This window comes from Bradyrhizobium diazoefficiens (assembly GCF_016612535.1).
Taxonomy (GTDB): domain Bacteria; phylum Pseudomonadota; class Alphaproteobacteria; order Rhizobiales; family Xanthobacteraceae; genus Bradyrhizobium; species Bradyrhizobium diazoefficiens_C.
On sequence record NZ_JAENXS010000001.1, the window covers coordinates 2,147,443 to 2,172,077 of the forward strand.

Annotated in this window: 28 protein-coding genes and 1 tRNA gene; 10 read left to right on the top strand and 19 right to left on the bottom strand. The window is 63.4% G+C overall.

Annotated features, from left to right (window positions below; all coding sequences use genetic code 11):
* Nucleotides 1-34: 34 nt before the first annotated feature.
* Complete coding sequence (locus JJE66_RS10060) at nucleotides 35-1,165, bottom strand: DUF5938 domain-containing protein (RefSeq protein ID WP_200514126.1); 1,131 nt, start codon at nucleotides 1,163-1,165, stop codon at nucleotides 35-37.
* Nucleotides 1,166-1,201: 36 nt separating this feature from the next.
* The gene (locus JJE66_RS10065; protein WP_200514127.1) at nucleotides 1,202-2,005 is read right to left on the bottom strand and encodes an SDR family NAD(P)-dependent oxidoreductase; all 804 of its coding nucleotides are present in this window, start codon (nucleotides 2,003-2,005) and stop codon (nucleotides 1,202-1,204) included.
* A 280-nt stretch (nucleotides 2,006-2,285) separates the two neighbouring features.
* Between JJE66_RS10065 and JJE66_RS10070 the strand changes: the two genes are divergently transcribed.
* The gene (locus JJE66_RS10070) at nucleotides 2,286-2,924 is read left to right on the top strand and encodes a TetR/AcrR family transcriptional regulator (protein ID WP_200514128.1); all 639 of its coding nucleotides are present in this window, start codon (nucleotides 2,286-2,288) and stop codon (nucleotides 2,922-2,924) included.
* Between the two features lie 69 nt (nucleotides 2,925-2,993).
* Here the strand turns inward: JJE66_RS10070 and ptsN are convergent, their stop codons facing one another.
* The 9 genes from ptsN to JJE66_RS38430 all read right to left on the bottom strand — a co-directional run bounded on the left by ptsN (nucleotide 2,994) and on the right by JJE66_RS38430 (nucleotide 10,544).
* Complete coding sequence (ptsN, locus tag JJE66_RS10075) at nucleotides 2,994-3,455, bottom strand: PTS IIA-like nitrogen regulatory protein PtsN (RefSeq protein WP_063681444.1); 462 nt, start codon at nucleotides 3,453-3,455, stop codon at nucleotides 2,994-2,996.
* 295 nt (nucleotides 3,456-3,750) lie between these two features.
* Nucleotides 3,751-4,350 carry a ribosome hibernation-promoting factor, HPF/YfiA family gene (hpf, locus tag JJE66_RS10080; protein WP_200514129.1) on the bottom strand — a complete coding sequence of 200 codons (600 nt, stop codon included), beginning with the start codon at nucleotides 4,348-4,350 and terminating at the stop codon, nucleotides 3,751-3,753.
* Nucleotides 4,351-4,511: 161 nt separating this feature from the next.
* Complete coding sequence (gene rpoN / locus JJE66_RS10085; RefSeq protein WP_200514130.1) at nucleotides 4,512-6,125, bottom strand: RNA polymerase factor sigma-54; 1,614 nt, start codon at nucleotides 6,123-6,125, stop codon at nucleotides 4,512-4,514.
* Between the two features lie 89 nt (nucleotides 6,126-6,214).
* Nucleotides 6,215-7,216 (bottom strand): LPS export ABC transporter ATP-binding protein, encoded by a 1,002-nt coding sequence (lptB, locus tag JJE66_RS10090; RefSeq protein WP_200514131.1) that lies wholly within the window; start codon nucleotides 7,214-7,216, stop codon nucleotides 6,215-6,217.
* 220 nt (nucleotides 7,217-7,436) lie between these two features.
* Nucleotides 7,437-8,189 carry an LptA/OstA family protein gene (locus tag JJE66_RS10095; RefSeq protein WP_200514132.1) on the bottom strand — a complete coding sequence of 251 codons (753 nt, stop codon included), beginning with the start codon at nucleotides 8,187-8,189 and terminating at the stop codon, nucleotides 7,437-7,439.
* A 5-nt stretch (nucleotides 8,190-8,194) separates the two neighbouring features.
* Nucleotides 8,195-8,923, bottom strand: coding sequence for an LPS export ABC transporter periplasmic protein LptC (lptC, locus tag JJE66_RS10100; protein ID WP_200514133.1), 729 nt, complete (start codon nucleotides 8,921-8,923; stop codon nucleotides 8,195-8,197).
* A gap of 201 nt (nucleotides 8,924-9,124) precedes the next feature.
* Nucleotides 9,125-9,739 (bottom strand): ribonuclease D, encoded by a 615-nt coding sequence (locus JJE66_RS10105; RefSeq protein ID WP_200514134.1) that lies wholly within the window; start codon nucleotides 9,737-9,739, stop codon nucleotides 9,125-9,127.
* A gap of 46 nt (nucleotides 9,740-9,785) precedes the next feature.
* Nucleotides 9,786-10,244 carry a hypothetical protein gene (locus tag JJE66_RS10110; protein ID WP_246756144.1) on the bottom strand — a complete coding sequence of 153 codons (459 nt, stop codon included), beginning with the start codon at nucleotides 10,242-10,244 and terminating at the stop codon, nucleotides 9,786-9,788.
* Between the two features lie 3 nt (nucleotides 10,245-10,247).
* The gene (locus tag JJE66_RS38430; protein ID WP_311979842.1) at nucleotides 10,248-10,544 is read right to left on the bottom strand and encodes a UbiA family prenyltransferase; all 297 of its coding nucleotides are present in this window, start codon (nucleotides 10,542-10,544) and stop codon (nucleotides 10,248-10,250) included.
* 108 nt (nucleotides 10,545-10,652) lie between these two features.
* On the opposite strand from JJE66_RS38430, the gene JJE66_RS10115 reads away from it, so the two are divergent.
* A complete protein-coding gene (locus tag JJE66_RS10115; RefSeq protein ID WP_200514135.1) occupies nucleotides 10,653-11,924 on the top strand; it encodes an MFS transporter in 1,272 nt (423 codons plus the stop codon).
* Between the two features lie 96 nt (nucleotides 11,925-12,020).
* Here the strand turns inward: JJE66_RS10115 and JJE66_RS10120 are convergent.
* Nucleotides 12,021-12,107: transfer RNA gene (locus JJE66_RS10120), tRNA-Leu, on the bottom strand.
* A 150-nt stretch (nucleotides 12,108-12,257) separates the two neighbouring features.
* On the opposite strand from JJE66_RS10120, the gene JJE66_RS10125 reads away from it, so the two are divergent.
* Complete coding sequence (locus tag JJE66_RS10125) at nucleotides 12,258-13,223, top strand: complex I NDUFA9 subunit family protein (protein ID WP_200514136.1); 966 nt, start codon at nucleotides 12,258-12,260, stop codon at nucleotides 13,221-13,223.
* A 180-nt stretch (nucleotides 13,224-13,403) separates the two neighbouring features.
* Here the strand turns inward: JJE66_RS10125 and JJE66_RS10130 are convergent, their stop codons facing one another.
* Together JJE66_RS10130 and JJE66_RS10135 are read right to left on the bottom strand one after the other, a co-directional pair.
* On the bottom strand, nucleotides 13,404-13,823 hold the full coding sequence (locus JJE66_RS10130) for a hypothetical protein (protein ID WP_311979843.1): 420 nt from the start codon (nucleotides 13,821-13,823) through the stop codon (nucleotides 13,404-13,406).
* 292 nt (nucleotides 13,824-14,115) lie between these two features.
* Nucleotides 14,116-14,922 (bottom strand): undecaprenyl-diphosphate phosphatase, encoded by an 807-nt coding sequence (locus JJE66_RS10135; protein WP_200514137.1) that lies wholly within the window; start codon nucleotides 14,920-14,922, stop codon nucleotides 14,116-14,118.
* A gap of 169 nt (nucleotides 14,923-15,091) precedes the next feature.
* Here JJE66_RS10135 and JJE66_RS10140 point away from each other — a divergent pair, with 169 nt between their 5' ends.
* The 3 genes from JJE66_RS10140 (at nucleotide 15,092) to JJE66_RS10150 (ending at nucleotide 17,809) form a co-directional block, all read left to right on the top strand.
* Nucleotides 15,092-15,784, top strand: a complete 693-nt coding sequence (locus JJE66_RS10140; RefSeq protein WP_200514138.1) for a glutathione S-transferase family protein — start codon at nucleotides 15,092-15,094, stop codon at nucleotides 15,782-15,784.
* Nucleotides 15,733-16,908 (top strand): tRNA epoxyqueuosine(34) reductase QueG, encoded by a 1,176-nt coding sequence (gene queG / locus JJE66_RS10145; RefSeq protein ID WP_200514139.1) that lies wholly within the window; start codon nucleotides 15,733-15,735, stop codon nucleotides 16,906-16,908. Before JJE66_RS10140 ends, queG begins: the two co-directional genes overlap by 52 nt.
* Nucleotides 16,909-17,011: 103 nt before the next feature.
* Complete coding sequence (locus JJE66_RS10150; protein WP_200514140.1) at nucleotides 17,012-17,809, top strand: acyl-CoA thioesterase domain-containing protein; 798 nt, start codon at nucleotides 17,012-17,014, stop codon at nucleotides 17,807-17,809.
* A 10-nt stretch (nucleotides 17,810-17,819) separates the two neighbouring features.
* On the opposite strand, the gene JJE66_RS10155 is transcribed toward JJE66_RS10150, so the two are convergent.
* From JJE66_RS10155 to JJE66_RS10165, 3 genes are all read right to left on the bottom strand, one after another.
* Entirely contained in the window at nucleotides 17,820-18,287 is a 468-nt protein-coding gene (locus JJE66_RS10155) for a nuclear transport factor 2 family protein (protein ID WP_200514141.1), read from the bottom strand.
* A 46-nt stretch (nucleotides 18,288-18,333) separates the two neighbouring features.
* Nucleotides 18,334-19,554 carry an IS4 family transposase gene (locus JJE66_RS10160; protein ID WP_200514142.1) on the bottom strand — a complete coding sequence of 407 codons (1,221 nt, stop codon included), beginning with the start codon at nucleotides 19,552-19,554 and terminating at the stop codon, nucleotides 18,334-18,336.
* A 367-nt stretch (nucleotides 19,555-19,921) separates the two neighbouring features.
* Complete coding sequence (locus JJE66_RS10165; protein ID WP_200514143.1) at nucleotides 19,922-20,734, bottom strand: carboxylesterase; 813 nt, start codon at nucleotides 20,732-20,734, stop codon at nucleotides 19,922-19,924.
* A gap of 252 nt (nucleotides 20,735-20,986) precedes the next feature.
* On the opposite strand from JJE66_RS10165, the gene infC reads away from it, so the two are divergent.
* Nucleotides 20,987-21,526 carry a translation initiation factor IF-3 gene (gene infC / locus JJE66_RS10170; protein ID WP_084293167.1) on the top strand — a complete coding sequence of 180 codons (540 nt, stop codon included), beginning with the start codon at nucleotides 20,987-20,989 and terminating at the stop codon, nucleotides 21,524-21,526.
* Between the two features lie 68 nt (nucleotides 21,527-21,594).
* Here infC and JJE66_RS10175 read toward each other — a convergent pair whose 3' ends face one another.
* Nucleotides 21,595-21,999, bottom strand: a complete 405-nt coding sequence (locus JJE66_RS10175) for a hypothetical protein (protein WP_200515318.1) — start codon at nucleotides 21,997-21,999, stop codon at nucleotides 21,595-21,597.
* Nucleotides 22,000-22,273: 274 nt separating this feature from the next.
* Between JJE66_RS10175 and rpmI the strand changes: the two genes are divergently transcribed.
* Both rpmI and rplT read left to right on the top strand, forming a co-directional pair.
* Nucleotides 22,274-22,474: a 50S ribosomal protein L35 gene (gene rpmI / locus JJE66_RS10180; RefSeq protein WP_007598540.1), complete on the top strand. Its 201-nt coding sequence runs from the start codon at nucleotides 22,274-22,276 to the stop codon at nucleotides 22,472-22,474.
* Between the two features lie 80 nt (nucleotides 22,475-22,554).
* A complete protein-coding gene (gene rplT / locus JJE66_RS10185; RefSeq protein WP_200514144.1) occupies nucleotides 22,555-22,914 on the top strand; it encodes a 50S ribosomal protein L20 in 360 nt (119 codons plus the stop codon).
* 37 nt (nucleotides 22,915-22,951) lie between these two features.
* Here rplT and JJE66_RS10190 read toward each other — a convergent pair whose 3' ends face one another.
* Nucleotides 22,952-23,377 (bottom strand): hypothetical protein, encoded by a 426-nt coding sequence (locus tag JJE66_RS10190; RefSeq protein WP_200514145.1) that lies wholly within the window; start codon nucleotides 23,375-23,377, stop codon nucleotides 22,952-22,954.
* 151 nt (nucleotides 23,378-23,528) lie between these two features.
* On the opposite strand from JJE66_RS10190, the gene pheS reads away from it, so the two are divergent.
* Nucleotides 23,529-24,611 (top strand): phenylalanine--tRNA ligase subunit alpha, encoded by a 1,083-nt coding sequence (gene pheS, locus JJE66_RS10195; protein ID WP_200514146.1) that lies wholly within the window; start codon nucleotides 23,529-23,531, stop codon nucleotides 24,609-24,611.
* Nucleotides 24,612-24,635: the final 24 nt, after the last annotated feature.

Here is a 24,635-nt window from a genome sequence, read left to right on the forward strand (position 1 = left end):
GGTGACGCGGAGGACCGCGCCACCCATGATTTACCTAATCGTGCACAGTCAGAATCGGTTTGCTGACGAGCCCGAAGCTGCGCAATTGACCGAGCAACTCGTGGTGGCCGAACGCCTGGCAGCCGGAGGCGAAGCCGACGCGCTTTGGTGGCTGCTGCAGCAGGTGCGCGGCGGCATAGGCCTGCAGCAGGCCGGTCTGCTTGTAGTTGCTGTTGCCGTTGATGACGCAGTGCGCGCGCCCTAATGGACCGGAGGCATGCACCGAATCCATCGACTTGTTGACGCGCGGATTCTCGCGCGGTGGCATGGTGTTCATCACACCGGCCGCAGTCTGCGCCAACGCGGCGTAGCGATCGTCGGGATTCATGTCCTTTGTCGCCTCCAGCGCGGCAGCGACGATCTGCGGCACGCCCAGCATCAGCGCGCGGTTGAACACGCCACCCAGCACCTTCACGTTGGCGACGCGCGGATCGCGCTTGAACCACACCGGATGCGAAGTGCCGCCCCAGGGCAGCGCCAGCGCCAATTCGTGCTGCCCGGGGATGGCGAGGTTGGTGAGGCCGGCATCGGGCTGATGCTCGACGTATTTGTTCTGCTCCAGGTAGTAGGCCTTGGCCATCGCGGCGTTGACCAGGATGGTCTGTGTCGAGGCGATGGTCGGGCTCCCGCCCCAGAACACGGCGATATCAAGCGTATCGAGGCCGGGCGTCTCCAGGCACAGCTGCGCGGCGATCTCGCCGGTGGTGTACATCTGCGCGATGCCCGGCGCTAACAGCAGGCCGGCATTGGCGAACTTCGTTCCCCACTCCTGCTCGAGCGTGATCAGCCAGTCCTGCTCGCCGGTGGTGTCGGTGTAGTGGCATCTGGAAGCCCAACAGGCCTGCACCACCTCACCGCCGAACTTGGCGAAGGGGCCGACTGTGTTGAGCACCACTGAGGCACCGTTGAACAACTCTGTCAGCGCGCTCACGGTGTGCGGTACTTCCACCACCTCGTAGTCGGCGGTCTCGATACCGGCCACGTTCGCCTTCATTGCAGCGTTGAGCTTCTCGGCGCTACGGCCGGCGGCGATGAAGGGGATGTTGTACTCACGCAGATATTCACAGACCAGCCGGCCAGTATAGCCGGAAGCGCCATAGACGATGACGGGCTTCTTCGCACTCATTGCGTTCCTCCGAAACGTTCGTTGCCGGGTTCTTTGCTACATGCCCATGCCACCATCGACCGGCAGTCCGATGCCGGTGATGAAGCGCGACTCGTTCGAGCACAGGAACACCGCGGCATCGCCAATGTCCGTGACCTCGGCGAGACGGCCGAGCGGGGTTTGCTCCACCACCGAGCCGACCGCGGCGTTGACGTCAGGCGCGAGCCCGACCTTGACGATGTCGTTGGCGAGCTGCATGCCCATATCGGTCGGGATCAGGCCGGGATAGATGCAGTTCACGCGCACGCCGAAACCGAGCTTGCCGGCTTCCATCGCTCCGACTCGCGTCATGCGGTCGACCGCGGATTTGGTGCCCGAATAGACCGCGATGCCGGGAAAAGCGATCGTTGCCGCAACCGAGGCGATGTTGACGACGGCGCCACCCTTGCCAGCCGGCCCGGCCGGGCGCATCGCACGGAAGGCGTGCTTCATGCCGAGCACGGTGCCGACGATATTGACGTCGCACATCCGCCGCGCGTCCTCAGCCTTGACCTCGGAGATAAGCGACGTGATCTCGATGCCGGCATTGTTGATCAGAATGTCGTAGCCGCCGAGGGTTGCGATGGTCTTGGCAACAGCACGCTCCCATTGAGCGTCGTCGGTGACGTCGAGCTGGACGAAGCCCGTCGCGACGTCTTCCTTTGCGATAGCGGCTGCGCTGGCACGGCCGGTCTCCTCCAGAATGTCGGCGATCATGATCGAGGCGCCGGCACGCGCCAATGCTTGCGCGATGGCCGCGCCGATTCCTCTAGCACCGCCGGTGACCAGGGCTTTCCTGCCTGCAAGGCTCTTTCCACTCATGACGCACTCCTCCGTTGCTGGTGATTGATTCGTGCTGCGCCGATGGGCGCGCGCCAGATCGGTGGGCGCAGGCCTTTTGGCCGCACCCAGCGAAGCGTTCCTCCATGATCGGACGTCTTGACGAGTGTCCAAATTCTTGGTGCGAACCTCCGCCAAAAACTTGACACTTGTCAAGAACGAATTTGACAGTTGTCAAAGGAGGTGGTTGTGAGGGGGTGGAGCTATTCCGCGGTCGACGCGGTATAAGTCCTTGAAAGAACGGGACTGAGGAAAGGACGAGATGGCGCGGCAGGTGACGGGAGCGGCCCGGCGTGTGGCTGATGCGGCCGAGGTGCTGCGCGACGAGAAGTTCAACGCCCGACGCGTTGAGCTTGCCGAGGCCGCACTCGAAACGCTTGGAGAGCTCGGCTTCGCACGCACCAGCCTGCGTGAAATCGCGCAGAACTCGGCGTTCACGCACGGCGTGTTCCACTATTATTTCAGCGACAAGCTCGATCTGATCTGCTGCTGCGTCCGCCACTACAAGGCGAAGTGCGTGACGCGATATGACGATGTCGTCGCGACCGCAACGAGCCGCGACGAATTGACGGAGGGTTTCCTCGCCAAGCTCGCAGCAACGCTGCAGAACGAAGCCCGCATGCACCGCCTTTGGTACGACCTGCGCTCGCAGGCGATGTTCGAGGCCGCGTTTCGCAAGGATGTCCTTGAGATCGACAAGAGCCTGGAGGCGATGATCTGGCGCATCACCTCCCGCTTTGCCGAACTCGGCGGCAAGCGGCCGGCGGCATCGCCAGCCGCGCTTTATGCCCTGTTCGACGGTCTATTCCAGAGTGCGCTGCTCAAGCAGCTCGCGGGTGACAAGACGGCGATTCCCGAACTGCTCGACGAAGTCCGGCGCCTGCTGCCGACGGTCTGCTGAGGCGCACGAGCGGCGCCCACCAAGGCGTGGCCAAAAATTTCTGTCCGGGAATGGCCGCAATGCGAGCCGTTATGCCGCCGTCGCCGGCGGCAGGGCGAGCACGGAATAGATCGCCTGGGCATCGCGCGAGGCGCGGAGTTTTTTGGCGATGTCCTGGTCGCGCAGCAGGCGGGCGATGCGGGCGAGGGCCTTGAGATGATCGGCGCCGGCGCCTTCGGGAGCGAGCAGCAGGAACACCAGATCGACCGGCTGGCCGTCCATCGCCTCGAAATCGATCGGGCGATCGAGCCGGGCGAACAGGCCGAAGATCTTTTCCAGCTTGGGCAGCTTGCCATGGGGAATGGCGACGCCGTAACCGACCGCGGTGGTGCCGAGCTTCTCACGCTGGAGCAGCACCTCGAACACCGCGCGCTCGTTCTGGCCGGTCAGCTCGGCGGCCTTGGCCGCGAGTTCCTGGAGCGCCTGCTTCTTGCTGTTGACCTTCAATGCCGGAAGTATCGCCTCGGGCGCGACCAGATCGGTAATCGGCATGGAAGTGTTCCGAGGTGAATTAAACCGTCAGGTTCCGAATTGGCCGGCTCGATCAATCGAGCCCGGCCGGAGTCAAGAAGATGAAGCAGGAAGCGGACTTAGCCAAAGTTCGGCAAGTCCAGATGTGGGGCGCTTCTACTCCAACGCAATCCCGGTGCCAACTCCCGCGTGCGGCTTTGCCACCGTCATTGTTAAGGGCTGTGGTTGATACGGGGTCACCGTTTTCCGGGGCTGGATTTCTTGTTTTGACGCGTTTTCTTGACGCGAACCGGCATACACTTCGCCCGAAAACGCTCTAACCGCCCGATTTGGCGCCGGGCGGGTCGATCCAGCCGACATTGCCGTCGGCCCGGCGGTAGATGATGTTCACCCGGCCCGAGGAACCATGCTGGAATACCAGGCAGGGTGCCCCGCTGAGATCCAGTTCCATGACGGCTTCGCTGACCGACAGCTGCTTCAGCGACGTCGTTGCCTCAGCGATGATCACGGGGCTGTAGCCGGTGACCTCGTCCTCGTCGTCGCCCTCGCCGGGGGCTTCCAGCACGTAGCTGGTGGCGTCGAGCGCGGCCAGCGCCGCGGAGGCGACGTGGGCCTTGCGCGCCGAGCGGTCCTTGAGCCGGCTCTTGTAGCGCTTGAGGCGCTTCTCGATCATCACGAGCGCCTGGTCGGCGCTGGCATAGGCGTCCTGCGCGTTCGAATCGGCTTCGAGCGTGATTCCCGAATCGAGATGCAGCGCACAGTCGGTGCGGAATCCGAAGCCGTCCTTGGAGAGCGTGATGTGGCCGGAATAATTGCCGTCGAAATATTTACGGAGGACCTCTTCGGTCCGGTCGGAAACACGGCCGCGCAGGGCCTCTCCGACGCTGACGCTCTTGCCCGAAATGCGGAGAGTCATGTGAACCTCGCTTGGTTAGGTTCTTGGCTGCGCATGATCTCCCGCAAACGCGTGCCGCGTTTGTCGGGAGGGAAAACCGTTGCAGATTTTTCCGGATCATGCGCGCGCATGGATCGGCCTCGATGGGGAGATGAGAGTAGCGCGATTTCGCGCCAGCGCAATCAGGCCGGCTCGGTGTTGCGGGAGCGATCGGACATTGCGGTAGCAAGGACGTTACCAAGAGCGCTCTGCTTGTCGCGGCGGCGTTGCACCGAGGACGGAATGCGCATGGCTTCGCGGTACTTCGCGACCGTGCGGCGGGCAATATCAATGCCCGAGGCGCGCAAGCGTTCCACGATGGTGTCGTCCGACAGGATCGCGGCAGGCGCTTCCGAATCGATCAGCTGCTTGATGTGGTGACGCACCGCTTCCGCCGAATGCGCCTCGCCGCCGTCGGCCGAGGCGATCGACGCCGTGAAGAAATATTTCAACTCGAATGTGCCGCGATTTGTCGCCATGTATTTGTTGGCGGTGACGCGCGACACCGTGGATTCATGCATCTGGATGGCGTCGGCGACGGCCTTCAGATTCAGCGGCCTCAAATGCGCCACGCCATGGGTGAAGAAGCCGTCCTGCTGGCGCACGATCTCGGTTGCGACCTTCAGGATGGTACGGGCGCGCTGGTCGAGCGCGCGCACCAGCCAGGTCGCGTTCTGCAGCGCATCGGTGAAATACGACTTGTCGCCGTCCTTGCCGATCTTCTTCGAGAGCTGGGAATAATAGGTCTGGTTGACCAGCACGCGCGGCAAGGTGTCGCTGTTGAGCTCGACATGCCAGCCACCATCCGGACCCGGGCGGACATAGACGTCCGGCACCATGGTCTGAAGTCGCGCCGAGCCGAACTTCATGCCGGGCTTGGGGTTGAGCCGGCGGATCTCGCCGATCATATCGGCGATGTCCTCGTCGTCGACGCCGCAGACCTTGCGAAGGCCTGCAATGTCGCGCTTGGCGAGGAGATCGAGATGCTCGACGAGGGCCTGCATCGCCGGATCGTAACGATCGAGCTCGCGGAGCTGGATTGCGAGGCATTCGCTCAGATTACGTGCGCAGACGCCGGGCGGGTCGAATTTTTGCAGCACGGCAAGAACGTGATCGACGTCGGCTTGCGTTGCGCCAAGCCGCTCGGCGGCTTGTCCGAGATCGGGCGGCAGATAGCCGGCTTCGTCGACGAGGTCGATCAGGTACTGCCCGATCATGCGCTGCGCCGCGCCGGTGAAGGCGACCGATAGCTGCTCGGCAAGATGGTCGCCGAGCGTGGTTTCCGCGGCGACGAAGGCTTCGAGATTGTAGTCCTCGTCACCGGAGGCGCCGCCGCCCCATTCCGTGTAGGTGGTCGGCGCCGCATCCTGGGCGTTGCGCGCAGCCGCCTCGGCCGGCTCCTCGGAGAAGACGTTGTCCAGGCCCGTGTCCAGGGTCTGCTCGATCTCGGCGCGGGTGCCGAGATCCTTGCTCATCCATTCTTCCTGGCCGGGCTCGAAGGCCTCGCCCGGGCCGCCGCCCGGTTCGTCATTGTGGCCGCCGTCGGAATCGTTGAACTGGCCGGCCTCGGCCGGGGCTTCGCCCGCGGGGGCCTCGTCATTGGCCCGCTCCAGGAGGGGATTACGCTCGAGTTCCTCTTCCACGAAGGTCGTGAGATCGAGATTGGACAATTGCAGCAGCTTGATCGCCTGCATCAACTGCGGCGTCATCACCAGCGACTGCGATTGCCGGAACTCTAATCTCTGCGTAAGCGCCATCTAACAAGAACCGTTCTCAAAATTGGTCCGATTCTTGCTTATCTTAGTCCTGCCCCGATGTACACGCCTTGACGAAACCGAAAAAAGGGCTAGAGGCGGAATTCCTCGCCAAGGTAAAGCCGGCGAACGTCGGGATCCGCGACGATCTCGTCCGGGCTCCCCTCGGTCAGGATTTCACCGGCATAGACGATATAGGCACGGTCGGTCAGGCCGAGCGTCTCGCGGACATTGTGGTCGGTGATCAGCACGCCGATGCCGCGATTGGTGAGATGGCGGACGAGGTCCTGAATGTCGCCGACCGCGATCGGATCGATGCCCGCGAAGGGCTCGTCGAGCAGCATGTAGTTCGGACGCGTCGCCAGCGCGCGCGCGATCTCGACGCGGCGGCGCTCGCCGCCGGACAGCGCGATCGACGGCGATTTCCGCAGGCGCGTGATGTTGAATTCGTCGAGCAGGGAGTCGAGCTGCTGCTCGCGCTTCTTGCGCGAGGGCTCGACCACTTCGAGCACGGCACGGATGTTCTGCTCGACGGTGAGGCCGCGGAAGATCGAGGCCTCCTGCGGCAGATAGCCGATGCCGAGCCGCGCGCGCTGATACATCGGCAGCTTGGTGACGTCGTGACCATCGAGCTCGATCGCGCCGCGATCGGCCTTGATCAGGCCGGTGATCATGTAGAACACGGTGGTCTTGCCGGCGCCGTTCGGGCCGAGCAGGCCGACGGCTTCGCCGCGGCGCACATAGATGCTGACGCCGCGAACGACCTGGCGGCTGCCAAAACTCTTTTCCACGCTATGCACAGCCAGGAAGCCCGGCCGCCGCAGCAGCTGCGGTCCGCCCGCGCCGTTCGGTCTGGCTTTGGCAGCGGCTTTGGGTGGCTGAGGACCCGCCGGGCGCGACCGCGGCGGGGCCTCGACGCCGTACGGGTCGGAGGCCTGCATCGGCTGGTCACGGGCAATTGGCGGCGCGTCCCGGACCGGGTTCGCCACCAGGCCGCCGACGCTGTCACCGAGTGCAGTGATGTCCTGACGCGCAAATCCTGGCCGGCCACGCTTGGCGGGGCGCCGACGGAACATGCTGAAGAGATCGACCATCCCCGCCTTCTAGCCTTTCACGGTCACCTGCACGGTGACCTGCACGGTGCTCGCCGGCCTCAGGATTCGCCGACGCAGCATGATTGAAGGGATATCTCATGCCCAGTGAAACACGCCCGAAAAGCGGCGGACCCCGCTTCGAAAGCCCTGCCCGCTAGATACAGTCTCGCCCGGCAAGCTTCAACCTCGGATCGGGAGCATTCGCATTAAGCTATTGAGTTTACTTCTGTTTACCTGAACCAGGCAATTGCAAGGGCGGAGCCGCCGTGCCAGGGGCGACCGGCGTCCCGCATTTGCCGTTGGCGCCGCCCTGGGTCTGGATGAACAGCCCCTGGACGCCCTTGCCGCTATCGGATTCCACCCGGGAGACGCCGGTGGTCATGTCGACCATGAGGCGGTCGCCGCGCAGCACGTTCTGGCACTGGGTCAGAACCACCTGCCCCCCCGCTCCGCCGAGCATGGTGATGAGATTGGTCTTGGTGTCGAAAACAGCGGTCTCGCCTGTGACCACCTGGTCCTTCTGGGTAACGACGACATTGCCGCGGGCTTCCAGCCGCTTGATCGAGGAGGCGCCGCCCGGTCCCGGCGTCGCCGACTGCATCGGCGCCGCCGCCTTCGCGCCTTTGGCTGGAGGCGCCTGCGGCGCGGCTTGCTTGTCGCTGCTCGATTCGTAGAACACCACCAGCGTCTTCGAGGTCATGGTGGTGTCGCCCTGGACGACCTTCACGTTGCTCTTCGCATCGCCGGAGAAGGTCGCCTCCTTTTTCTTGTCGCGCATCTCGAGCGAGGCGGCCTCGATCTGGATCGGTTGGTCGCGGTTCTGCGAAAATCCCTGCATCGCATTCGGCACGCCCTGCGCCACACCTTGCGCAAACGCCGACGCCGTTGTGACTAGCGTGAGCCCCACAACGAGCGAAGCCGCGCGGAGGATGGCGCACCATTTGCTATCGCTGTGCGGAAAAAAATGAGCCATGAAAATCACTTTGAGTTCGCAGACTTGTTCTTTGATTTCGTCGGCGGCGGCGGTGGTGCAGGCTGCTCGACCGGCGCGGGCGTCGCGTCATCCGTGCTAATCTTGTCCAGATGCATCACCACATTGCCCTCGAAGCGGATGACGTCGCCGCCCTCCGTGATGCGCAGCCTCTCCGCAGTCAGCGTGCCGTTGGTCAGCTTGACGTCGACATGGTCATCCGAAGAGACCGTGCCCTTGTTCATGTCGACGAAAGCCGAATTCAGCCGCGCTTCATAGCCGGTCGAGGTGCGCAGGAAGACGTCCTTGTGCAGGTCGAGCTGCTGCTGCTTGTTGTCGAAGCGGCCGGTGCGGGCATCGAGGAACACGGTCGATTGATCTTCCATCAGCACCTTCGCGCGCAAATCATTGAGATCGACATGATCGGGATCGGTAATGTCCTGCGTCGCGGTCTTGGCCCAGAGCTCGTAGGGCCGCTGGTCCGGCGTGAAGCCCGACAGGTGCGGCGATTCCATCGTGATCTTGGTGCCCGTCACCACGAGAGTTCCGGAGTCGAGCTTCAGGGGAATCTTGAAGGGATTGAGGAAGGTCGAGACGACGACGATCGAGGCCATGGCCAGAATCACGGTCACCGGCACCGCGATGCGCAGAATTCGCACCAGGCGGCTGTGCCGCGCCGCGGTGGCAAACTTCGCCGCCAGCGCGGCATCGTAGGTTGGAAACTGGGCCGAGTTCACCGCTGCTCCGGGGGCATCGCTTGCCTGGTCAGAAGGCTCCAATCGAGGGCGCCCCATTGTACCCGCGACCTCAGGAATATGCAGCCTTTGGAACAGGCACCCTTTGGATTAGACAGCCTTGGGCATATCAGCTTTCGACAGGCCCTTACGAAAGTGTCCGAAACGGGGCGGCAACGTTAAAGCTGGACATTCCCTAAGGGCTCAAGAGTGAGCGAAAATGTCCTCTTCCTCCCAGCCCTGGAGGTCGAGCAAAGCGCGGGTCGGCAGGAAGTCGAAACAGGCTTTTGCCAGCGCAGTGCGGCCTTCCCGGACCAGCATGGCGTCGAGCCGCTCGCGTAAGCCGTGCAGGTGCAGCACGTCGGAGGCGGCGTAGGCGAGCTGCGGCTCGGTCAGGCTGTCGGACCCCCAATCGCTCGATTGCTGCTGCTTGGAGAGATCGACATTGAGCACCTCGCGCACGAGGTCCTTGAGGCCATGGCGGTCGGTATAGGTCCGGGTCAGGCGGGAGGCGATCTTGGTGCAGTAGATCGGCCCGGTCATCACCCCGAAAGTCTGGTAGAGCACCGCGACGTCGAAGCGCGCAAAATGGAAGATTTTGGTGATGGCGGGATTGGCCAGCAGCGCCTTCAGGTTCGGCGCGTCGGTGTGGCCCTTGGGGATTTGCACCACGTCGGCGCTGCCGTCGCCGGGCGAGAGCTGGACCACGCAGAGCCGGTCGCGATGCGGGTTCAGGCCCATGGTCTCGGTGTCGATCGCCACCGCTCCGGTGTAGCGGGTGAGATCAGGCAGGTCGCCGCGATGCAGGCGTACGGTCATGGCGTTTCAAAACCTCGGGTCGAATCGGTCGCGTCGGTATCATAGGCTAATCGGATGGCCCGCGATGTATCCACTGCCGGGGGCCTGCGCAAGCGCCGGATGGGGACAAGACAGGCGTTGCCGCCAGCATGATGCAGACGATCGCCGCCACGGTGGTGCGGCTCGCGCCGTCCCGGAAGGCGTAGATGATGGGATCGTCGGGCATCTCGCGGCGGTGCGCGATCATCAGGGCCCGGCCGAACCAGTAGAGCAGCAGCGGCGCGAGCAGCCAGAGCATCCAGGGACGGCTGTAGAGCGGCTTGACCGCGGAGGACGACACGTAGAGCGCGAACACCGTCACCGCATTCATGGCGCTCGCCGCCGCCATCGCGGCGATGATCTGCAGGTCGCTGATACGGTAATCGCGGTTGGAGGGATCGGCGAGACCTTCGTCCTGGCGCATGCTGAGCTCGCTGAAGCGCTTGATCAGCGCCAGCGAGGTGAGCACGAACAGCGAGAACACCATCAGTCATTCTGACAGCACGACGCCGGCCGCTACGGCGCCGGCGCCGATGCGCAGGGAATAGAGGCCGGCGGCGACGGCGAAAGTCCACAGCGCGGGGATTGCTAATAGCGCCGACGAAATTTTGAGATCACCGGCCGCAAGCGCGCGATGGCGCTTGGTGGGATGCTCGCGGTCGGCGGCGAGATCGAACAGATCGTTCATCAGATAGGCGCCGGACGCACAGGCCGAGAACGCCAGGAACGAGGGGCGGGAGGGACCGGCCGCCGGGCTGTTGCAGGGATCCCACAATCCGCCGCGCACTCGATATACCAGCGGAACTTGGCGCGCGCGGCCGTGGAAATCGTCCCGGCCCACCCTATGTGATGCCAGCCCCATTCACCACGAATCCAGTACCACGAACCAGGTGTCATGACCGAACAGACGCTCGCCGCGCCTATCGACGATCAACAGCAACGCCAGCGCGGCTTTACGCGCTACCAGTCACTCCTCGTGGCGCTGCTCGCGTTCGCGCAATTCTCGATCATCCTCGATTTCATCATCATGTCGCCGCTCGGCGCCATCCTGATGCCCTCGCTCGACATCACGGCCGGGCAATTCGGCGTCGCGGTGTCGGCCTATGCGTTCAGTGCCGGACTCTCGGGCATCCTGGCCGCCGGCTTTGCCGATCGCTTCGATCGCAAGCGCCTGCTGCTGTTCTTCTATGTCGGCTTCACGCTCGGCACCGCGCTCTGCGCCACGGCGCAGAATTATCACGTGCTGCTGCTCGGCCGGATCGTGACCGGATTGTTCGGCGGCGTGATCGGCTCGATCGTGCTCGCCATCGTCACCGATTTGTTCGCGCTGCATCTGCGCGGCCGCGTGATGGGCTTCGTGCAGACGGCGTTTGCCGCAAGCCAGGTGCTCGGCGTTCCGGCCGGCCTGTTTCTCGCCAACCACTGGAGCTGGCATGTCTGCTTCATTGCGATCGTCGGCCTGTCGATCATCGCGATCGCCATCATCGCCTTCGCCATGGAGCCGGTCGACGCGCATCTGAAATTGAAGTCAGACAGAAACCCGTTCCATCATCTCATCGCGACGATCGCGGAGCCGCGCTACACGCTGGCCTTCGCGGTCACGACATTGCTGGCGACCGGCGGCTACATGCTGATGCCGTACTCCAGCGCCTTCACCGTGAACAATATCGGCATCGACATCGTGCATCTGCCGACGATCTACCTCGTCTCCGGCCTGTTCAGCATCGTCACGGGGCCGCTGGTCGGCCGCGCCAGCGATGCCTTCGGCAAGTACCCGACCTTCGTGTTCGGCTGCGCGATGACGATCGTCATGGTGCTGATCTACACCCATCTCGGCCACGTCTCGCTGGTGACCGCGATCATCGTCAACGTGCTGATGTTCGTCGGCATCTTCTCGCGCATGATCCCGTCGCAGGCGCTGATATCGGCGATCCCCGACCCGAGCCAGCGCGGCGCGTTCAGCGCGGTCAGCGCCTCGCTCCAGCAGCTCTCCGGCGGGCTCGGCTCGGTGTTCGCCGCAGCGATCATCTCGCAGCAACCTGATGGTTCGCTGCTCCACTTCGACCGGATCGGCTATGTCGTCGTCACAACGACGATCATTACGCTGGTCGCGATGTATTTCGTGCAGAAATCGGTGGTGGAGAGGGCGGGGAGGAGCGTCGTGTGAGGGGAGCGGCGGGGCCGGTTAGCCGGCCTTAGGCCGTCGTAACGGCGATCTCCACTGATCGGAAGCAGCCCGATTCGGGGACCAAATCCCGCAAAATGGTGCCCAGGAAAGGACTCGAACCTTCACGGCCGTTAAGCCACTGGCACCTGAAGCCAGCGCGTCTACCAATTCCACCACCTGGGCATGCCGTTTGGGGCACGGAGGCGGTTACTACGGTTCGGTGACGCGGTTGTCAATTCAAGCTTGGGTCGGGTTTGGGGATGCGGATTGCGCATTGCAAACCGGGCCGATACAAGCCTGATAACACGCACTCTCCTTGAGGAATCGACCCCCATGGCATCGAATCTGGAAACTCTTGTCACGGTTTTCGGCGGATCGGGGTTTTTGGGCCGGAATGTCGTCCGTGCGCTGTGCAAGCGCGATTATCGCGTCCGGGTCGCGGTACGGCGGCCTGAACTGGCCGGATACCTCCAGCCCTCCGGCAAGGTCGGGCAGGTCCACACCGTCCAGGCCAATTTGCGCTATCCGGCCTCGGTCGAGGCGGCGGTGCGTGATTCGGACGTCATCATCAATCTGGTCGGCATCCTCGCCGAGGGCGGCGCGCAGACCTTCGACGCCGTGCAGGCCAAGGGCGCCGAGACCGTCGCCAAGGCGGCCGCCGCCGCTGGCGCCAGCCTGATCCATGTTTCGGCGATCGGCGCCGATGCCTCGTCGCCCTCGCGCTATGCCAGGGCCAAGGCGGCCGGCGAAGCTGCGGTGACGGCTTCCGTGCCGTCGGCCACGATCTTCCGCCCCTCGGTGATGTTCGGCCCCGAGGACCAGTTCACCAACCGCTTTGCCGCGCTGGCGCGGATGTCGCCGGTGCTGCCGCTGATCGGCGGCGAAACGAAGATGCAGCCGGTCTATGTCGGCGACGTCGCCACAGGGATCGCGGATGCCGTCGACGGCAAGGCCAAGGCGGGCGCCACCTACGAGCTCGGCGGTCCGGAAGTGCTGACCATGCGCGAGATCATCGAGGCCATCGTCGCCATCGCCGACCGCAAGCCGATGCTGGTGCCGCTGTCGTTCGGCCTCGCCCGCCTCAAGGCCACCTTCCTGCAATTCGCCCCGGGCATGCTGAAGCTGACGCCGGACCAGGTGACGCTGCTCGAGCGCAACAATGTCGTGTCGGATGCGGCCAAGGCCGCCGGCCTGACGCTCGAAGGTCTCGGTATCACAGCCGATTCGCTGGAAGCGATCGCTCCGCTATATCTCTGGCGCTTTCGCGCGGCCGGCCAGTTCCAGCGCAAGAGCGCGTAGGACATTCAAGCCGTCGTGGCCGGGCTTGACCCGGCCATCCACGTCTTTCTTAACGCGGGCGCCAAGAACGTGGATGCCCGGCACAAGGCCGGGCATGACGAGACTGTAGTGCGAGCCGCGACGGCGTCAAAACTTCAGCTTCTTGGACACCGCCTCCGGGCAGCGTCTTGATGACGAGCATCACGAGGCGCCATTTGCCACTGACATAGATGACGTCGGTCTTCTTCTCGACCGCTGCGAGGATCGCATCGCCGACGACAGGCGCAGGCCGAGGATCAGCGATGGACCTTCGTAATTGGGGCGCATGATCGTGGTGGCGTGGGCGAGGTCGCTCTCGGCACTTGGCTGCACGCCCAGCAGGCCGATGATCGAGATGACGACGTCAGGCAACGCCGGAAGACTGCCGACAAAGCCATCGAACGAAGCGGTGTCGAGCACGTCGAATTTGTAGAGACTGGCCTCGATCTCGTAGCGCGCATGCAGATCGGCCGCGTCAGGTTCGAGCACAGCAACGTCGCGGCCGGCGAGGCCGACATCGTATCCGGTCTTGGCAAAGGCGCGCGCCGCGGCGCGGCCGATATCGGAGGAGCCGCCGAGCACCAATAAGGTCTTGCGTGACGTTACGTCTTAAACCCCGTCAAACAGGCGTTGTGAAAGTTTCGAGCGGATGGTCCCAGCGAATGACCTGACCCGGTCGAAGGCGGTCATGGCGATGGTCCTGACCGCCTGCAGGCCACCCGCTCCGGACACTGCCTGGCGCTCAAAAGCTGATCTTGCGTTGAAGAGCCGTGGAGTCGTAGCCCGGATGGAGCGAAGCGCAATCCGGGGCCGGGATCGCTTCTGGCACGATCCCGGATTGCGCTGCGCTCCATCCGGGCTACGGGGCCAAAGGTTAATGGCCGAGCGCCAGTGCGATCAGGCCGAGGGTGCCGACGATGACGCGCCACCAGGCGAACACCACGAAGCCGTGGCGGGTGACGTAGTCGAGGAACGCCTTCACCACGATAACAGCGGTGATGAACGACACCACGAAACCGATCGCGACGATGCCCATGTGGTCCATCGTCATCTCGGCGCGGCTCTTGTAGAAGTCGTAGGCGAACGCGCCGATCATGGTTGGAATCGCGAGGAAGAACGAGAACTCCGCCGCGGCGCGCTTGTCGGCGCCCAGAAACATCGCGGCGACGATGCTGGCGCCGGAGCGCGACACGCCCGGGATCATCGCGACGCACTGTGCGATGCCGATATAGAGATACATCAGCAGCGGAAATTTGGTGGCGTCATGCTCGCGCGCCTTGAGATCGAGCTTGTCGACCCACAGCAGGATGGCGCCGCCGACGATCAGCGAGAAGCAGACCACCCACGGATTGAACAGCATGGCCTTGATGTATTTGCCGGCAATGAGGCCGACGACCACCGCGGGCAGGAACGCGACCAGCACGCCGATCACGAAACGGCGCGCATAGGCATCGCCGGTGAACATGCCGATCGCGACGTCCCACAATTTCTTGAAGTACAGCACGACGATCGCGAGAATCGCACCGAGCTGGATCAGGACCGTAAACGAATCCCAGAAGGCGCCTTCGCCGAGGCCGAAGAAACGCTCCGCGAGCAGCAGGTGGCCGGTCGAGGAAACGGGAAGGAACTCGGTCACACCCTCGATGATGCCGAGGATCACTGCCCGTATTGCATCTGACATATTTACGGTCCATTTCCGCTGGAAAAGCGGGGCTCTTCTCGCCTATTCGTCCTTCTCTCGCAATCGCAAAATGCGCCCTCCCGCCCTTGCCTCGCGGTTTTGAAGGACTAGTGTGGCGCCGCACAAATATTGATGGATTCTTAAGCACCATCAAATAGTCAAAGGCTTCATGTTTACGCTGTTTCATCATCCGTTCTGTCCGCATTCGCGCTTCATCCGTCTGATCGCGGGCGAATACGGGCTCGAACCGAAGCTGGTCGAAGAACGCAGCTGGGAACGGCGCGAGGCGTTTCTGCTGCTCAATGCGGCCGGCACGACGCCGGTCCTGGTGGACGACGAACAGCCCCCGATCCCGGGCGCGGCCATCATCGCCGAATATGTCGACGAGGCTTACGGCGCCGAGATGGGACCCAAGCGCCTGATGCCGGAGGCGATCGCCGAGCGCGTCGAGGTGCGCCGGCTGATGGCATGGTTCAACGAAAAATTCTTCGAGGAAGTCTCCCACCCTCTCGTCACCGAACGCATCTACAAGCGCTTCATGAGCGAGGACAACGGCGGCGGTGCGCCCTCGGCCGACGTGATGCGCGCGGCGAAGGCCAATGTGCGCTATCATCTGGCCTATATCGGCTGGCTGGCGCAGACGCGCAACTTCCTCGCCGGCGACCGGCTCAGCTACGCGGATCTCGCCGCCGCGGCGCATCTCTCGGCGATCGACTATCTGGGCGACGTGCCATGGAGCGAGGACGACGCGGCAAAGGCGTGGTACGCGCGGGTGAAATCCCGCCCGTCGTTCCGCCCGCTGCTGAGCGAATGGCTGGCCGGCGTGCCGGCGTCGCGGACCTATGTGGACCTGGATTTCTGAATTCCGATCCAATTGAACTGAAGGCAGCGCTCGCGCGCGAAGCACGCGCGCTCGGCTTCGACTGCATCGGCATCACCGAGCCCGGCACGATCGAAAGCGCCGGAAAGCATTTTCTCGAATTCATCGCCGCGGGCGGCCACGGTGATATGGACTGGCTCGCCGCGCAGCCGGAGCGCCGCGTCGATCCGCGCGGGCTGTGGGCTGACGTGCGCTCGGTGATCATGCTCGGCGTCAATTACGGTCCCGACCAGGATCCGCTCGCGATCCTGCAGCAGCGCACGCGCGCGGCGATCTCGGTCTATGCCCAGGGCGACGACTATCATGATCTCATCAAGAAGCGGCTGAAGGCGCTGGCGCGCTGGCTGGTCGCGACCGCGCCGTCGGACGTGAAGGTGTTCGTCGACACCGCGGCGGTGATGGAAAAGCCGCTCGCGCAGGCGGCACATCTCGGCTGGCAGGGCAAGCACACCAATCTCGTCTCGCGCGAATTCGGCTCATGGCTGTTTCTCGGCGCGATCTACACCACGCTCGAACTGCCGCGCGATGATGCCGAGATCGATCATTGCGGCTCATGCCAGGCCTGCCTCGACATCTGCCCGACCGCAGCGTTCCCCGCGCCCTACAGGCTCGATGCGCGGCGCTGCATTTCCTATCTCACCATCGAGAACAAGGGGCCGATCCCAAGCGAGTTTCGCAAAGCGATCGGCAACCGCACCTACGGCTGCGACGACTGCCTCGCAGCGTGCCCCTGGAACAAGTTTGCGCAAGAGGGACGCGAAGCCAAGCTCGCTGCACGCGACGAGCTGCGCGCACCATCGCTCGCCGAACTAGCGCGGCTCGACGATGCCGCGTTCCGTGCGTTGTTCACGAAGTCGCCGGTGAAGCGCATCGGCCGCGACCGCTTCTTGCGCAACGTGCTGATCGCGATCGGCAACTCCGGCGATGTGACGCTGGCGGAGGACGCGCGGCGATTGCTCGATGATGCGAGCCCGCTGGTGCGCGGCGCCGCAGTGTGGGCACTGGGGCAGTTGATGTCGCGGGATGAGATCGCGGCGATCAAGCGTCATGCGATTGCCACCGAGCGCGATGAGTCCGTGCGCAAGGAGTGGGAGATCGTCCCCTAACACTCCACCGTCATGCCCCAGGCGATGACACCTGTTGTGTGGCCGACCGCCGCGCGTCTCACTACCCTTGATTTCCCCGCGCGTTCCTTCAAGGTCGCGCGTCATGACAAACATGCCTTTCTTCACCCGCGAGGGCGACACATTCCATCCGACGGAAGTTGCCAATGGGCCGTGGGATCCGAAATCGCTGCACGGACGCGTCATCGTCGGCCTGCTCGGCTTCGCCATCGAGGAGCGCCATTCGGGTCCTGAATTCGTGCCGGCGCGATTGACCGTCGACATGTTTCGGCTGCCGACCATCGACAAACCGATCGAGGTGACGACGCGGCTGGTCCGCGACGGCCTGCGTATCCGCATGGTGGAAGCGGAATTTTTCTCGGGCGGCGTCGGCATGGCGCGCGCCTCATGCCAATTGTTGCGGCGGACGCAAAACCCCGACGGCAATGTCTGGTCGCCGCCGAACTGGGACGTGCCGAAGCCGGCTGACATTCCAAAGCCGACCGATCCGCGGCTCGGCATGAACGGCAAATGGACGACGCGGCCGATCGTCGGCCACATGGGCTCGCTTGGGCCACGCCGGCTCTGGATGAGCGAGGTGCGCGAGCTCGTTGCGGGCGTGCCGATGACGCCGTTCGTCCATGTCGCCGTTGGTTCCGACTTCGCCAGTCCGTTCGCCAATGCCGGCGACAAGGGGCTCGGCTACATCAACAGCGACGTGACGATCTATCTGCACCGCCTGCCGGTGACGAACTGGATCGGGTTCGATGTGGTGAACCACCAGGCCACCGACGGCGTCGCGATCGGCGAATGCTGGCTCTACGACGAGCAAGGCCCGATCGGCACCGCGACGGTCGCAGCACTTGCGCAGCGCAAGCCGATGGCAAAGCCGCCGCCGCCGTAGTTCGGCGCGATCAGGCCAAATGCCGCTTCATCTCCGCCCGCGCCTTCAGCTCGGCACCCTGCTTGCCGATGATCTTCGCAATCCGTTCGGCTGCAAACTTCAGATCGACAAACGCAGGCGCGGTGTTGGCGACCTCGTGATAGCCAGCGATCTTGCCGTCGCGCAACGTCATGATCGCGACGCCTTCGAACATGGCCCGCGCGCCGTTCGCTTCCGGCAGGGTCGATTTGTAGCTGAAGGTGTAGCGCGCATAGAGCGTGGTGCCGTTGGTGACGGGGTCATGCATGTCCCAACGGAAATCCGTCGCCGTGCGATAGAAGAAGTCGTCGACCATCCCTGCGATGTTGTCGCGGCCTGCGAAAGCACCGTAGAAGACGTCGTGATAGACGCCATCCTCGGTGAAGAGGTCGGCGAAGGCACGGCCGTTGCGCTGTTCGACCGCGTCGCAGAAGGCGCGCAGCATGGCGGTGATGGACATCGAATTGCCTCCCGGTGTTTGTTGTTGTGCCCTCTCCCCTTGTGGGCTAGCTTGGGCACACATTTTTGGCGAGGAAGAAGCCTTGGGCGATGGCTCGGAAGCGTTCGAGCCCGTCGCGCATTGTGATTGGGCCGTTGGATTTGTCGCTCTCGTAACCGGTCCAGCCACCGAGGCGGGCGATGGTCCAGCCGGCCCAAGCAAGGCTGCTTGGTATATGGGGATTTTGCTGTTTGGCGGTGCGGCCCCGCAAACGTTCCTGCAAGGCCGATAGAACCTGCATTTCGCGATCGTCAAAGACGTGCGAGGCAGGTTGGCTATCGTCGAGCGAGGCGCGCGCGAGCACGAGTTGCATGGTTTGGCACGCGGCGATGAGAGCGATAACGGCGAGCTTTTCCAGCGCCGCGCCTTCGGCAAGAACGCTCGCCTCGAGATCAAGGCCTTGGCGCTTCACGGTCCTGAACAATTGTTCGACATGCCAGCGCTGGCGGTACCAGCCGATCACCGTGACAGCCTGTTCGACAGTTTCGACATCATGGGTGGTCAGCAAACGCCACAGGACAGGTTCCTCGCCGCTCGGCGGATCAATCTCGCGGACTTCGACCGCGGAGAGTTCAATTTGGCGCGGCGCGTGGGGATCGGAGCAGGATGCTGGCCGACAGACGACGACCGTTCCGAACCGCACCGCCAACTGCGCTTGACGAGCCTGGCGCTTGCCTGCCCGCGCCGGCAGATCGATCGCCAAGCGATGTTGCTCGGGCAGTGCCGCCATGGTCGCAAACAGAGCGCGGTCGCCTGTTGTTGCACGATCCCGGCACGCGCGGCTCAACAGATGCGTGCGACGATCCGGCAGGCGAGCCCACTTCTCATAAATGTCTCCTTCGCGATCGTCGATCACTGTGATCATGCTCGCCTTGGTCAGGCCCCATTTGGCCCGCCGCGGGCCCTTCACCCATCGATAGGATTCCTTTTCCTCAATCGGCTGCTTGCGATAGTCGGCGGCCTTGGTTTTAAAGCGGCGCCAGACCTGCACGTCGGCCAGGCCCAGACAGTGACCTGTTTCTGCATCAACCGTCAGAACGGGATGCACGAACAGGCCGACGTCACGGCCATTGCCCACCCGGCCGAGATCGCGCTTGCGCCCTCGCTTGGCCTCATAGTTGATCTCGCTGGTATCCTGGATCGCCAGGACGTGCCGGCCGGCCGCAATCTCACGCAGACGCGCTCGCGCGCGGATCACCATCTTGTCGACCGTGACCCGCTCATTCATCAAAAAGCGCCGAAATTTGACCTTCTCGGCGCGATCCTCGCCAAGTTTGCGCAGACAAACCGTCTGTCGCTCGCAGACACGCGCAAGCAACAGAGCGCCATTTTTTTAAGACGCTCGTCGCCGAAATAGCCGATATCCATCTCCGCCATCGCTCCGCTGCCAGAATCACGACGGCCTACACAGAATCACAGGCGATTCATTCTGTGCAAGAGATCTGTGCCCAAGCTAGCCCCTTGTGGGAGAGGGCAGCTCCGCTCGCTGATGCGCATTCGCTTGGGTGAGGGGTCTGTCTCCGCGGAGAGAACCCCTCATCCGCCTTGCCTTCGGCAAGGCACCTTCTCCCACAAGGGGAGAAGGAAGAGAACAATCACCCGATCTCCGCCACCGCGGCAAGAATGCGTGCGATGTCCTGCGGGCGGGACAGGCGGTGATCGCCGTCCTGGATCATGGTGAGCACGACGTCGTCGGCCGGCAGGCGATGTGTCAAGGCAAACGCGTGCTGCCACGGCACGTCGGGATCCTGCGCGCCCTGGAGGATGCGGACCGGACAACCGAGATCGATGGCGCTGCCGAGCACCAGATGGTTGCGTCCCTCCTCGATCAGCTTGCGCGTGATCGGATAGGGCGAGCCATCGCCATATTCGGATGGCCTGAGCCAGAAGCCTTTGGTCTCGATCTCTTGCTTCACCTCGGGCGAAAACTTCTTCCACATCAGCTCTTCGGTGAAGTCGGGCGCCGGCGCGATCAGCACCAGGCCCGCCAGCGACGCCTTGCCTTGCTGATTCTCTTGACGCTTCCTGATCTCGCGCGCGAGCAGCAGCGCCATCCAGCCGCCCATGGAGGAGCCGATCAGGATTTGCGGGCCGGTGCAGAACCGCTCGAACACAGCCACGCTGTCCTCGAGCCAGCCTCCGATGGTTCCATCAGCGAAATCGCCGCTGGATTCACCATGGCCGGAATAATCGAACCGGACCGCGGCCCGGCCATGCTCCCCGGCCCAGCCATCCAGCGCCACCGCCTTGCCACCCTGCATGTCCGACTTGAAGCCGCCGAGCCACACCAGGCCGGGCCCTTGGCCAGATCCTTGGCCGGCGCGGCTGCGCACCGCGATCCTGCGCGCTGACGGACCCTCGCCAACATCGATGAAGTCGAGCACGGCATCGGGAATTGCTGGGGTCATGGAACGTTTACTCTGGCTGTACGGTTTGAGCTGTCAGGACGCCTTCCGACAGAAACCCTATATTGGTATTGACCCCTTTGGGACGCTTGCGGAACAGGGGCAAGGTGTCTATGTCGAGCACCGTGCCGATGGGCGTGGCCAAAATGTCTCGCATTTGAGGGTTTTTCGCCTCTCACACGAGCGACTTGCTTGCCGGCAAACGCATCTTCCTTCAAAATAGCCGCTTCCTTTCACAACTTCGGAGAACCACCCATTCGCCGTCCCAATAGAGCCCCGCCCGTTGCCAGCAAAGACGGGCCGCGCATCAATGATGATATTCGCAATGCGCAGATCCAGCTGATCGATCAGACCGGTGACAACAAAGGCACCGTCGAGACGATGCTTGCCATCAAGATGGCCCAGGAAGCCGGCATGGATCTCGTCGAGATTTCGCCGAATGTCAGCCCTCCCGTCTGCAAGATCATGGATTACGGGAAGTATAAGTATTCCGCCCAGAAGAAAGCCGCCGAAGCCCGCAAGCGTCAGAAGACCGTCGAGATCAAGGAGATCAAGCTCCGCCCGATGATCGACGATCATGATTATGACGTGAAGATGCGCGCGATGCTGCGGTTCTTCGAAGAGGGCGACAAGGTCAAGATCACTCTGCGCTATCGCGGCCGCGAAATGGCGCACCAGGAGATCGGCACCAAACTGCTGGACAAGATCAAGACCGACGTCGCCGAGCTCGCCAAGGTCGAGCAGGACGCCCGGTTCGAGGGCCGTCAGGTCGTCATGGTGCTGGCGCCGCGCTGACGTCGGCTCCCTCAAGGATTCGAGAATTCAACGGCCCGTCCGGATCTCCGGCGGGCCGTTTTGTTTTTTCAGGTCCGCGTCGCCTGCCAGGTGCCGCTGCACTGGTCTCCGGAAATGATGCCTTTCCAGGAACCGGCCCCGGCTGCGCCGCCGAGCCGACCGCCGCCGGCTGCATGAGACGCGCCGACCGACACCTGGACCGCGACGGCACCACCGCGATTGATGGTGCCCGAGACCCGACCGCCGCCGGCAGACGAGACCCGGTTGCCGGTCACGGTGAAGGGAACGCTGTAGCCCGAGCTGCAATTGCCCCGAGTGGTGGCGAAAGTGACGTTCCAGACGCCGTCATAGCCGCCGAGACGGGCGTCGGCGGTCGAGGGCAAAGCGGCCGTGGCGAGCACAACCAGCAGCGCCAGACGGCGCGGGCGGGCGATATCAGTCAAAAAGAGAAGCGATTGCGGGAAATTGGTCATTTGGGTCCTGCTCCAGGCGACATGGCTTGGAAATGAAAGTAGCAATTCCGAATAGTCGCCGGCCAGGTTCTGGCGGTTCATCGTTGCCAATTCGCCCGTCCTCTGTCATAAGCCCAGCCTTCATTGCCCGGCTGATTAAGGGCTGCCGTGGCGGTGTCCGTGCGGGTTTTGCGCTAGTTCGTAAAAACCTGAGCACAATCAACGCTCTAACGAGCATTTTAGACGGCCAGCCGCCTTCGCGGGCGGCATTCTGTTGTGGCCATAGGAGAGCAAAATGCCCAAGCTGAAGACCAAGTCGGGCGCTAAAAAGCGCTTCAAGGTGACTGCCACCGGCAAAGTGATGTTCGCTCATCGCAGCAAGCGTCACGGCATGATCAAGCGGACGAAGAAGCAGATCCGTCAGCTTCGCGGCACGGCTGTGCTGTTCAAGACCGACGGCGACAACGTCAAGAAGTACTTCTTGCCGAACGCCTGATCTCGTCCAAGATCATTGCCAATTGCGCCGCGCTCAGCGCGGCGATCCGAAAACCAAGTCATCTCTGAAGGATTTTTGTCATGGCTCGCGTCAAACGCGGTGTGACCGCCCACGCCAAGCATAAGAAAGTCTACAAGGCCGCCAAAGGTTTCCGCGGCCGCCGCAAGAACACCATCCGCACCGCCAAGCCGGCCGTCGAGAAGGCCCAGCAGTACGCCTTCCGTGACCGCAAGCGCAAGAAGCGCACCTTCCGCGCGCTCTGGATCCAGCGCATCAACGCTGCGGTCCGTCCGTTCGGCCTGACCTACAGCCGATTTATCGACGGCATGGCCAAGTCCGGCATCACCGTGGACCGCAAGGTGCTGTCGGATCTCGCGATCCACGAGCCCGCGTCGTTCCAGGCGATCGCCGAGAAGGCCAAGGCCGCGCTCGCGGCCTAAATGGTCAAGGCCGCTCTCGCGCGGCCTGAGGCTCGTGCTAGCGGGCCTTCCGGCCCGCAGCCTTCAACGCGCGTTGCGCGTAACGCTGGGCGACCTCCGCCCGGCAGAATGCCGTGAACGAGAGATACATGGTGCCGGACTTGTTCCGGTACTTGATGTCGCATGCGTGCATCTCGTGCTTGTAGGCCTGATTCTGCGCGGCGCTGAGGCCGGGCTTGAAGTCCGCCTCGCATTTCTTCTCGACGGCGGCACCGAGTTCGACGTCGCCGCTCGCGGTCAATTCGCAATCCCTGAACACCTTCATCGCGCTTTCGCAGCCCATCTGGGCGCTGATGGTGTCGGCCACCTCATCCAGCGTCATGGATTTGTCCATGCAGACCATGGCACGCGCCGGGTGGCCTGCGACCGACAGAACGACGGCCACAACGGCAAGAACAACAGCAAGCCAGCATTTCGAAAGCATCGCGGACGTCTCCTCGTATGCCCCTTGGTGCCCGGCCTCCGCGCAAGGTTCAACCCAGCTGGTCGAGAGCCCGAAATGACCGGCTTTTTGCTTGACGTTACCGCCTTCGGGCGGCGACAACCCAGCCGAATTTGGAGCTAAGGATTTGACTGTGTCCGACCTCGCAACGCTTGAAACATCCATCCTCGACCAGATCGCCGCCGCCGGCGATGAAGCCGCTCTCGAAGCGGTGCGCGTCGCAGCCCTCGGCAAGAAGGGCTCGATCTCGGCGCTGCTTGCCACCCTCGGCAAGATGTCGCCCGACGAGCGCAAGACCCAAGGCGCGGCGATCAACCAGGCCAAGGACAAGGTCACCGAGGCGCTCGCCGCACGGCGCGATCTGCTGAAGTCCGCGGCGCTCGATGCGCGGCTGGCGTCCGAGACCATCGACGTGACCTTGCCGCTGCGCGATGCCCAGGCCGATGCCGGCCGCATCCATCCGCTGAGCCAGGTCTGGGACGAGCTCACCACGATCTTCGCCGACATGGGTTTCTCGGTCGCCGAAGGTCCCGACATCGAGACCGACGATTACAACTTCACCAAGCTGAATTTTCCGGAAGGCCATCCGGCGCGCGAGATGCACGACACGTTCTTCTTCCACCCGAAGGAGGACGGCTCGCGCATGCTGCTCAGAACCCACACCTCGCCGGTGCAGGTGCGCACCATGCTGACCCAGAAGCCGCCGATTCGCGTGATCTGCCCGGGCCGCACCTATCGCATCGATTCGGACGCAACCCACACGCCGCAATTCCACCAGGTCGAAGGCCTCGTTATCGACAAGCATTCGCATCTCGGCCACCTCAAATGGATCCTGCACGAGTTCTGCAAGGCGTTCTTCGAGGTCGACCACATCAACATGCGCTTCCGTCCCTCGTTCTTCCCGTTCACCGAGCCGTCGCTGGAAGTCGACTTGCAGTGCCGCCGCGACAAGAACGATATCCGCTTCGGCGAGGGCGAGGACTGGATGGAGATTCTCGGCTGCGGCATGGTGCATCCGAACGTGCTGCGCGCCTGCGGCATCGATCCCGACGAGTACCAGGGCTTTGCCTGGGGCATGGGCATCGACCGCATCGCCATGCTGAAATACGGCATCGCCGATCTGCGCCAGCTGTTCGACAGCGACATCCGCTGGCTCAACCATTACGGCTTCAAGCCACTCGAAGTGCCGACACTGGCGGGAGGGCTGAGCTCGTGATGGCCTGCTGGGATACGATCGCTC

Bases quoted from the DNA above. Each gene is read 5' to 3' on its own strand.
- JJE66_RS10065 (WP_200514127.1), bottom strand. From the start codon at position 2,005: ATGAGTGGAAAGAGCCTTGCAGGCAGGAAAGCCCTGGTCACCGGCGGT.
- JJE66_RS10110 (WP_246756144.1), bottom strand. From the start codon at position 10,244: ATGGTGTTCTCGCTGTTCGTGCTCACCTCGCTGGCGCTGATCAAGCGC.
- lptB (WP_200514131.1), bottom strand. From the start codon at position 7,216: ATGGTCGATCTCTTCAGCATGTTCCGTCGGCGCCCCGCCAAGCGTGGC.
- JJE66_RS10165 (WP_200514143.1), bottom strand. From the start codon at position 20,734: ATGACCCCAGCAATTCCCGATGCCGTGCTCGACTTCATCGATGTTGGC.
- JJE66_RS10060 (WP_200514126.1), bottom strand. From the start codon at position 1,165: ATGAGTGCGAAGAAGCCCGTCATCGTCTATGGCGCTTCCGGCTATACT.
- JJE66_RS10175 (WP_200515318.1), bottom strand. From the start codon at position 21,999: ATGACCAATTTCCCGCAATCGCTTCTCTTTTTGACTGATATCGCCCGC.
- rpmI (WP_007598540.1), top strand. From the start codon at position 22,274: ATGCCCAAGCTGAAGACCAAGTCGGGCGCTAAAAAGCGCTTCAAGGTG.
- JJE66_RS10125 (WP_200514136.1), top strand. From the start codon at position 12,258: ATGGCATCGAATCTGGAAACTCTTGTCACGGTTTTCGGCGGATCGGGG.
- ptsN (WP_063681444.1), bottom strand. From the start codon at position 3,455: ATGCCGATTACCGATCTGGTCGCGCCCGAGGCGATACTTCCGGCATTG.
- JJE66_RS10150 (WP_200514140.1), top strand. From the start codon at position 17,012: ATGACAAACATGCCTTTCTTCACCCGCGAGGGCGACACATTCCATCCG.
- queG (WP_200514139.1), top strand. From the start codon at position 15,733: ATGGCTGGCCGGCGTGCCGGCGTCGCGGACCTATGTGGACCTGGATTT.
- JJE66_RS10160 (WP_200514142.1), bottom strand. From the start codon at position 19,554: ATGAATGAGCGGGTCACGGTCGACAAGATGGTGATCCGCGCGCGAGCG.
- JJE66_RS10095 (WP_200514132.1), bottom strand. From the start codon at position 8,189: ATGGCTCATTTTTTTCCGCACAGCGATAGCAAATGGTGCGCCATCCTC.
- JJE66_RS10190 (WP_200514145.1), bottom strand. From the start codon at position 23,377: ATGCTTTCGAAATGCTGGCTTGCTGTTGTTCTTGCCGTTGTGGCCGTC.
- JJE66_RS10155 (WP_200514141.1), bottom strand. From the start codon at position 18,287: ATGTCCATCACCGCCATGCTGCGCGCCTTCTGCGACGCGGTCGAACAG.
- JJE66_RS10135 (WP_200514137.1), bottom strand. From the start codon at position 14,922: ATGTCAGATGCAATACGGGCAGTGATCCTCGGCATCATCGAGGGTGTG.
- JJE66_RS10115 (WP_200514135.1), top strand. From the start codon at position 10,653: ATGACCGAACAGACGCTCGCCGCGCCTATCGACGATCAACAGCAACGC.
- rplT (WP_200514144.1), top strand. From the start codon at position 22,555: ATGGCTCGCGTCAAACGCGGTGTGACCGCCCACGCCAAGCATAAGAAA.
- hpf (WP_200514129.1), bottom strand. From the start codon at position 4,350: ATGACTCTCCGCATTTCGGGCAAGAGCGTCAGCGTCGGAGAGGCCCTG.
- rpoN (WP_200514130.1), bottom strand. From the start codon at position 6,125: ATGGCGCTTACGCAGAGATTAGAGTTCCGGCAATCGCAGTCGCTGGTG.
- JJE66_RS10070 (WP_200514128.1), top strand. From the start codon at position 2,286: ATGGCGCGGCAGGTGACGGGAGCGGCCCGGCGTGTGGCTGATGCGGCC.
- JJE66_RS10105 (WP_200514134.1), bottom strand. From the start codon at position 9,739: ATGACCGTACGCCTGCATCGCGGCGACCTGCCTGATCTCACCCGCTAC.
- JJE66_RS10140 (WP_200514138.1), top strand. From the start codon at position 15,092: ATGTTTACGCTGTTTCATCATCCGTTCTGTCCGCATTCGCGCTTCATC.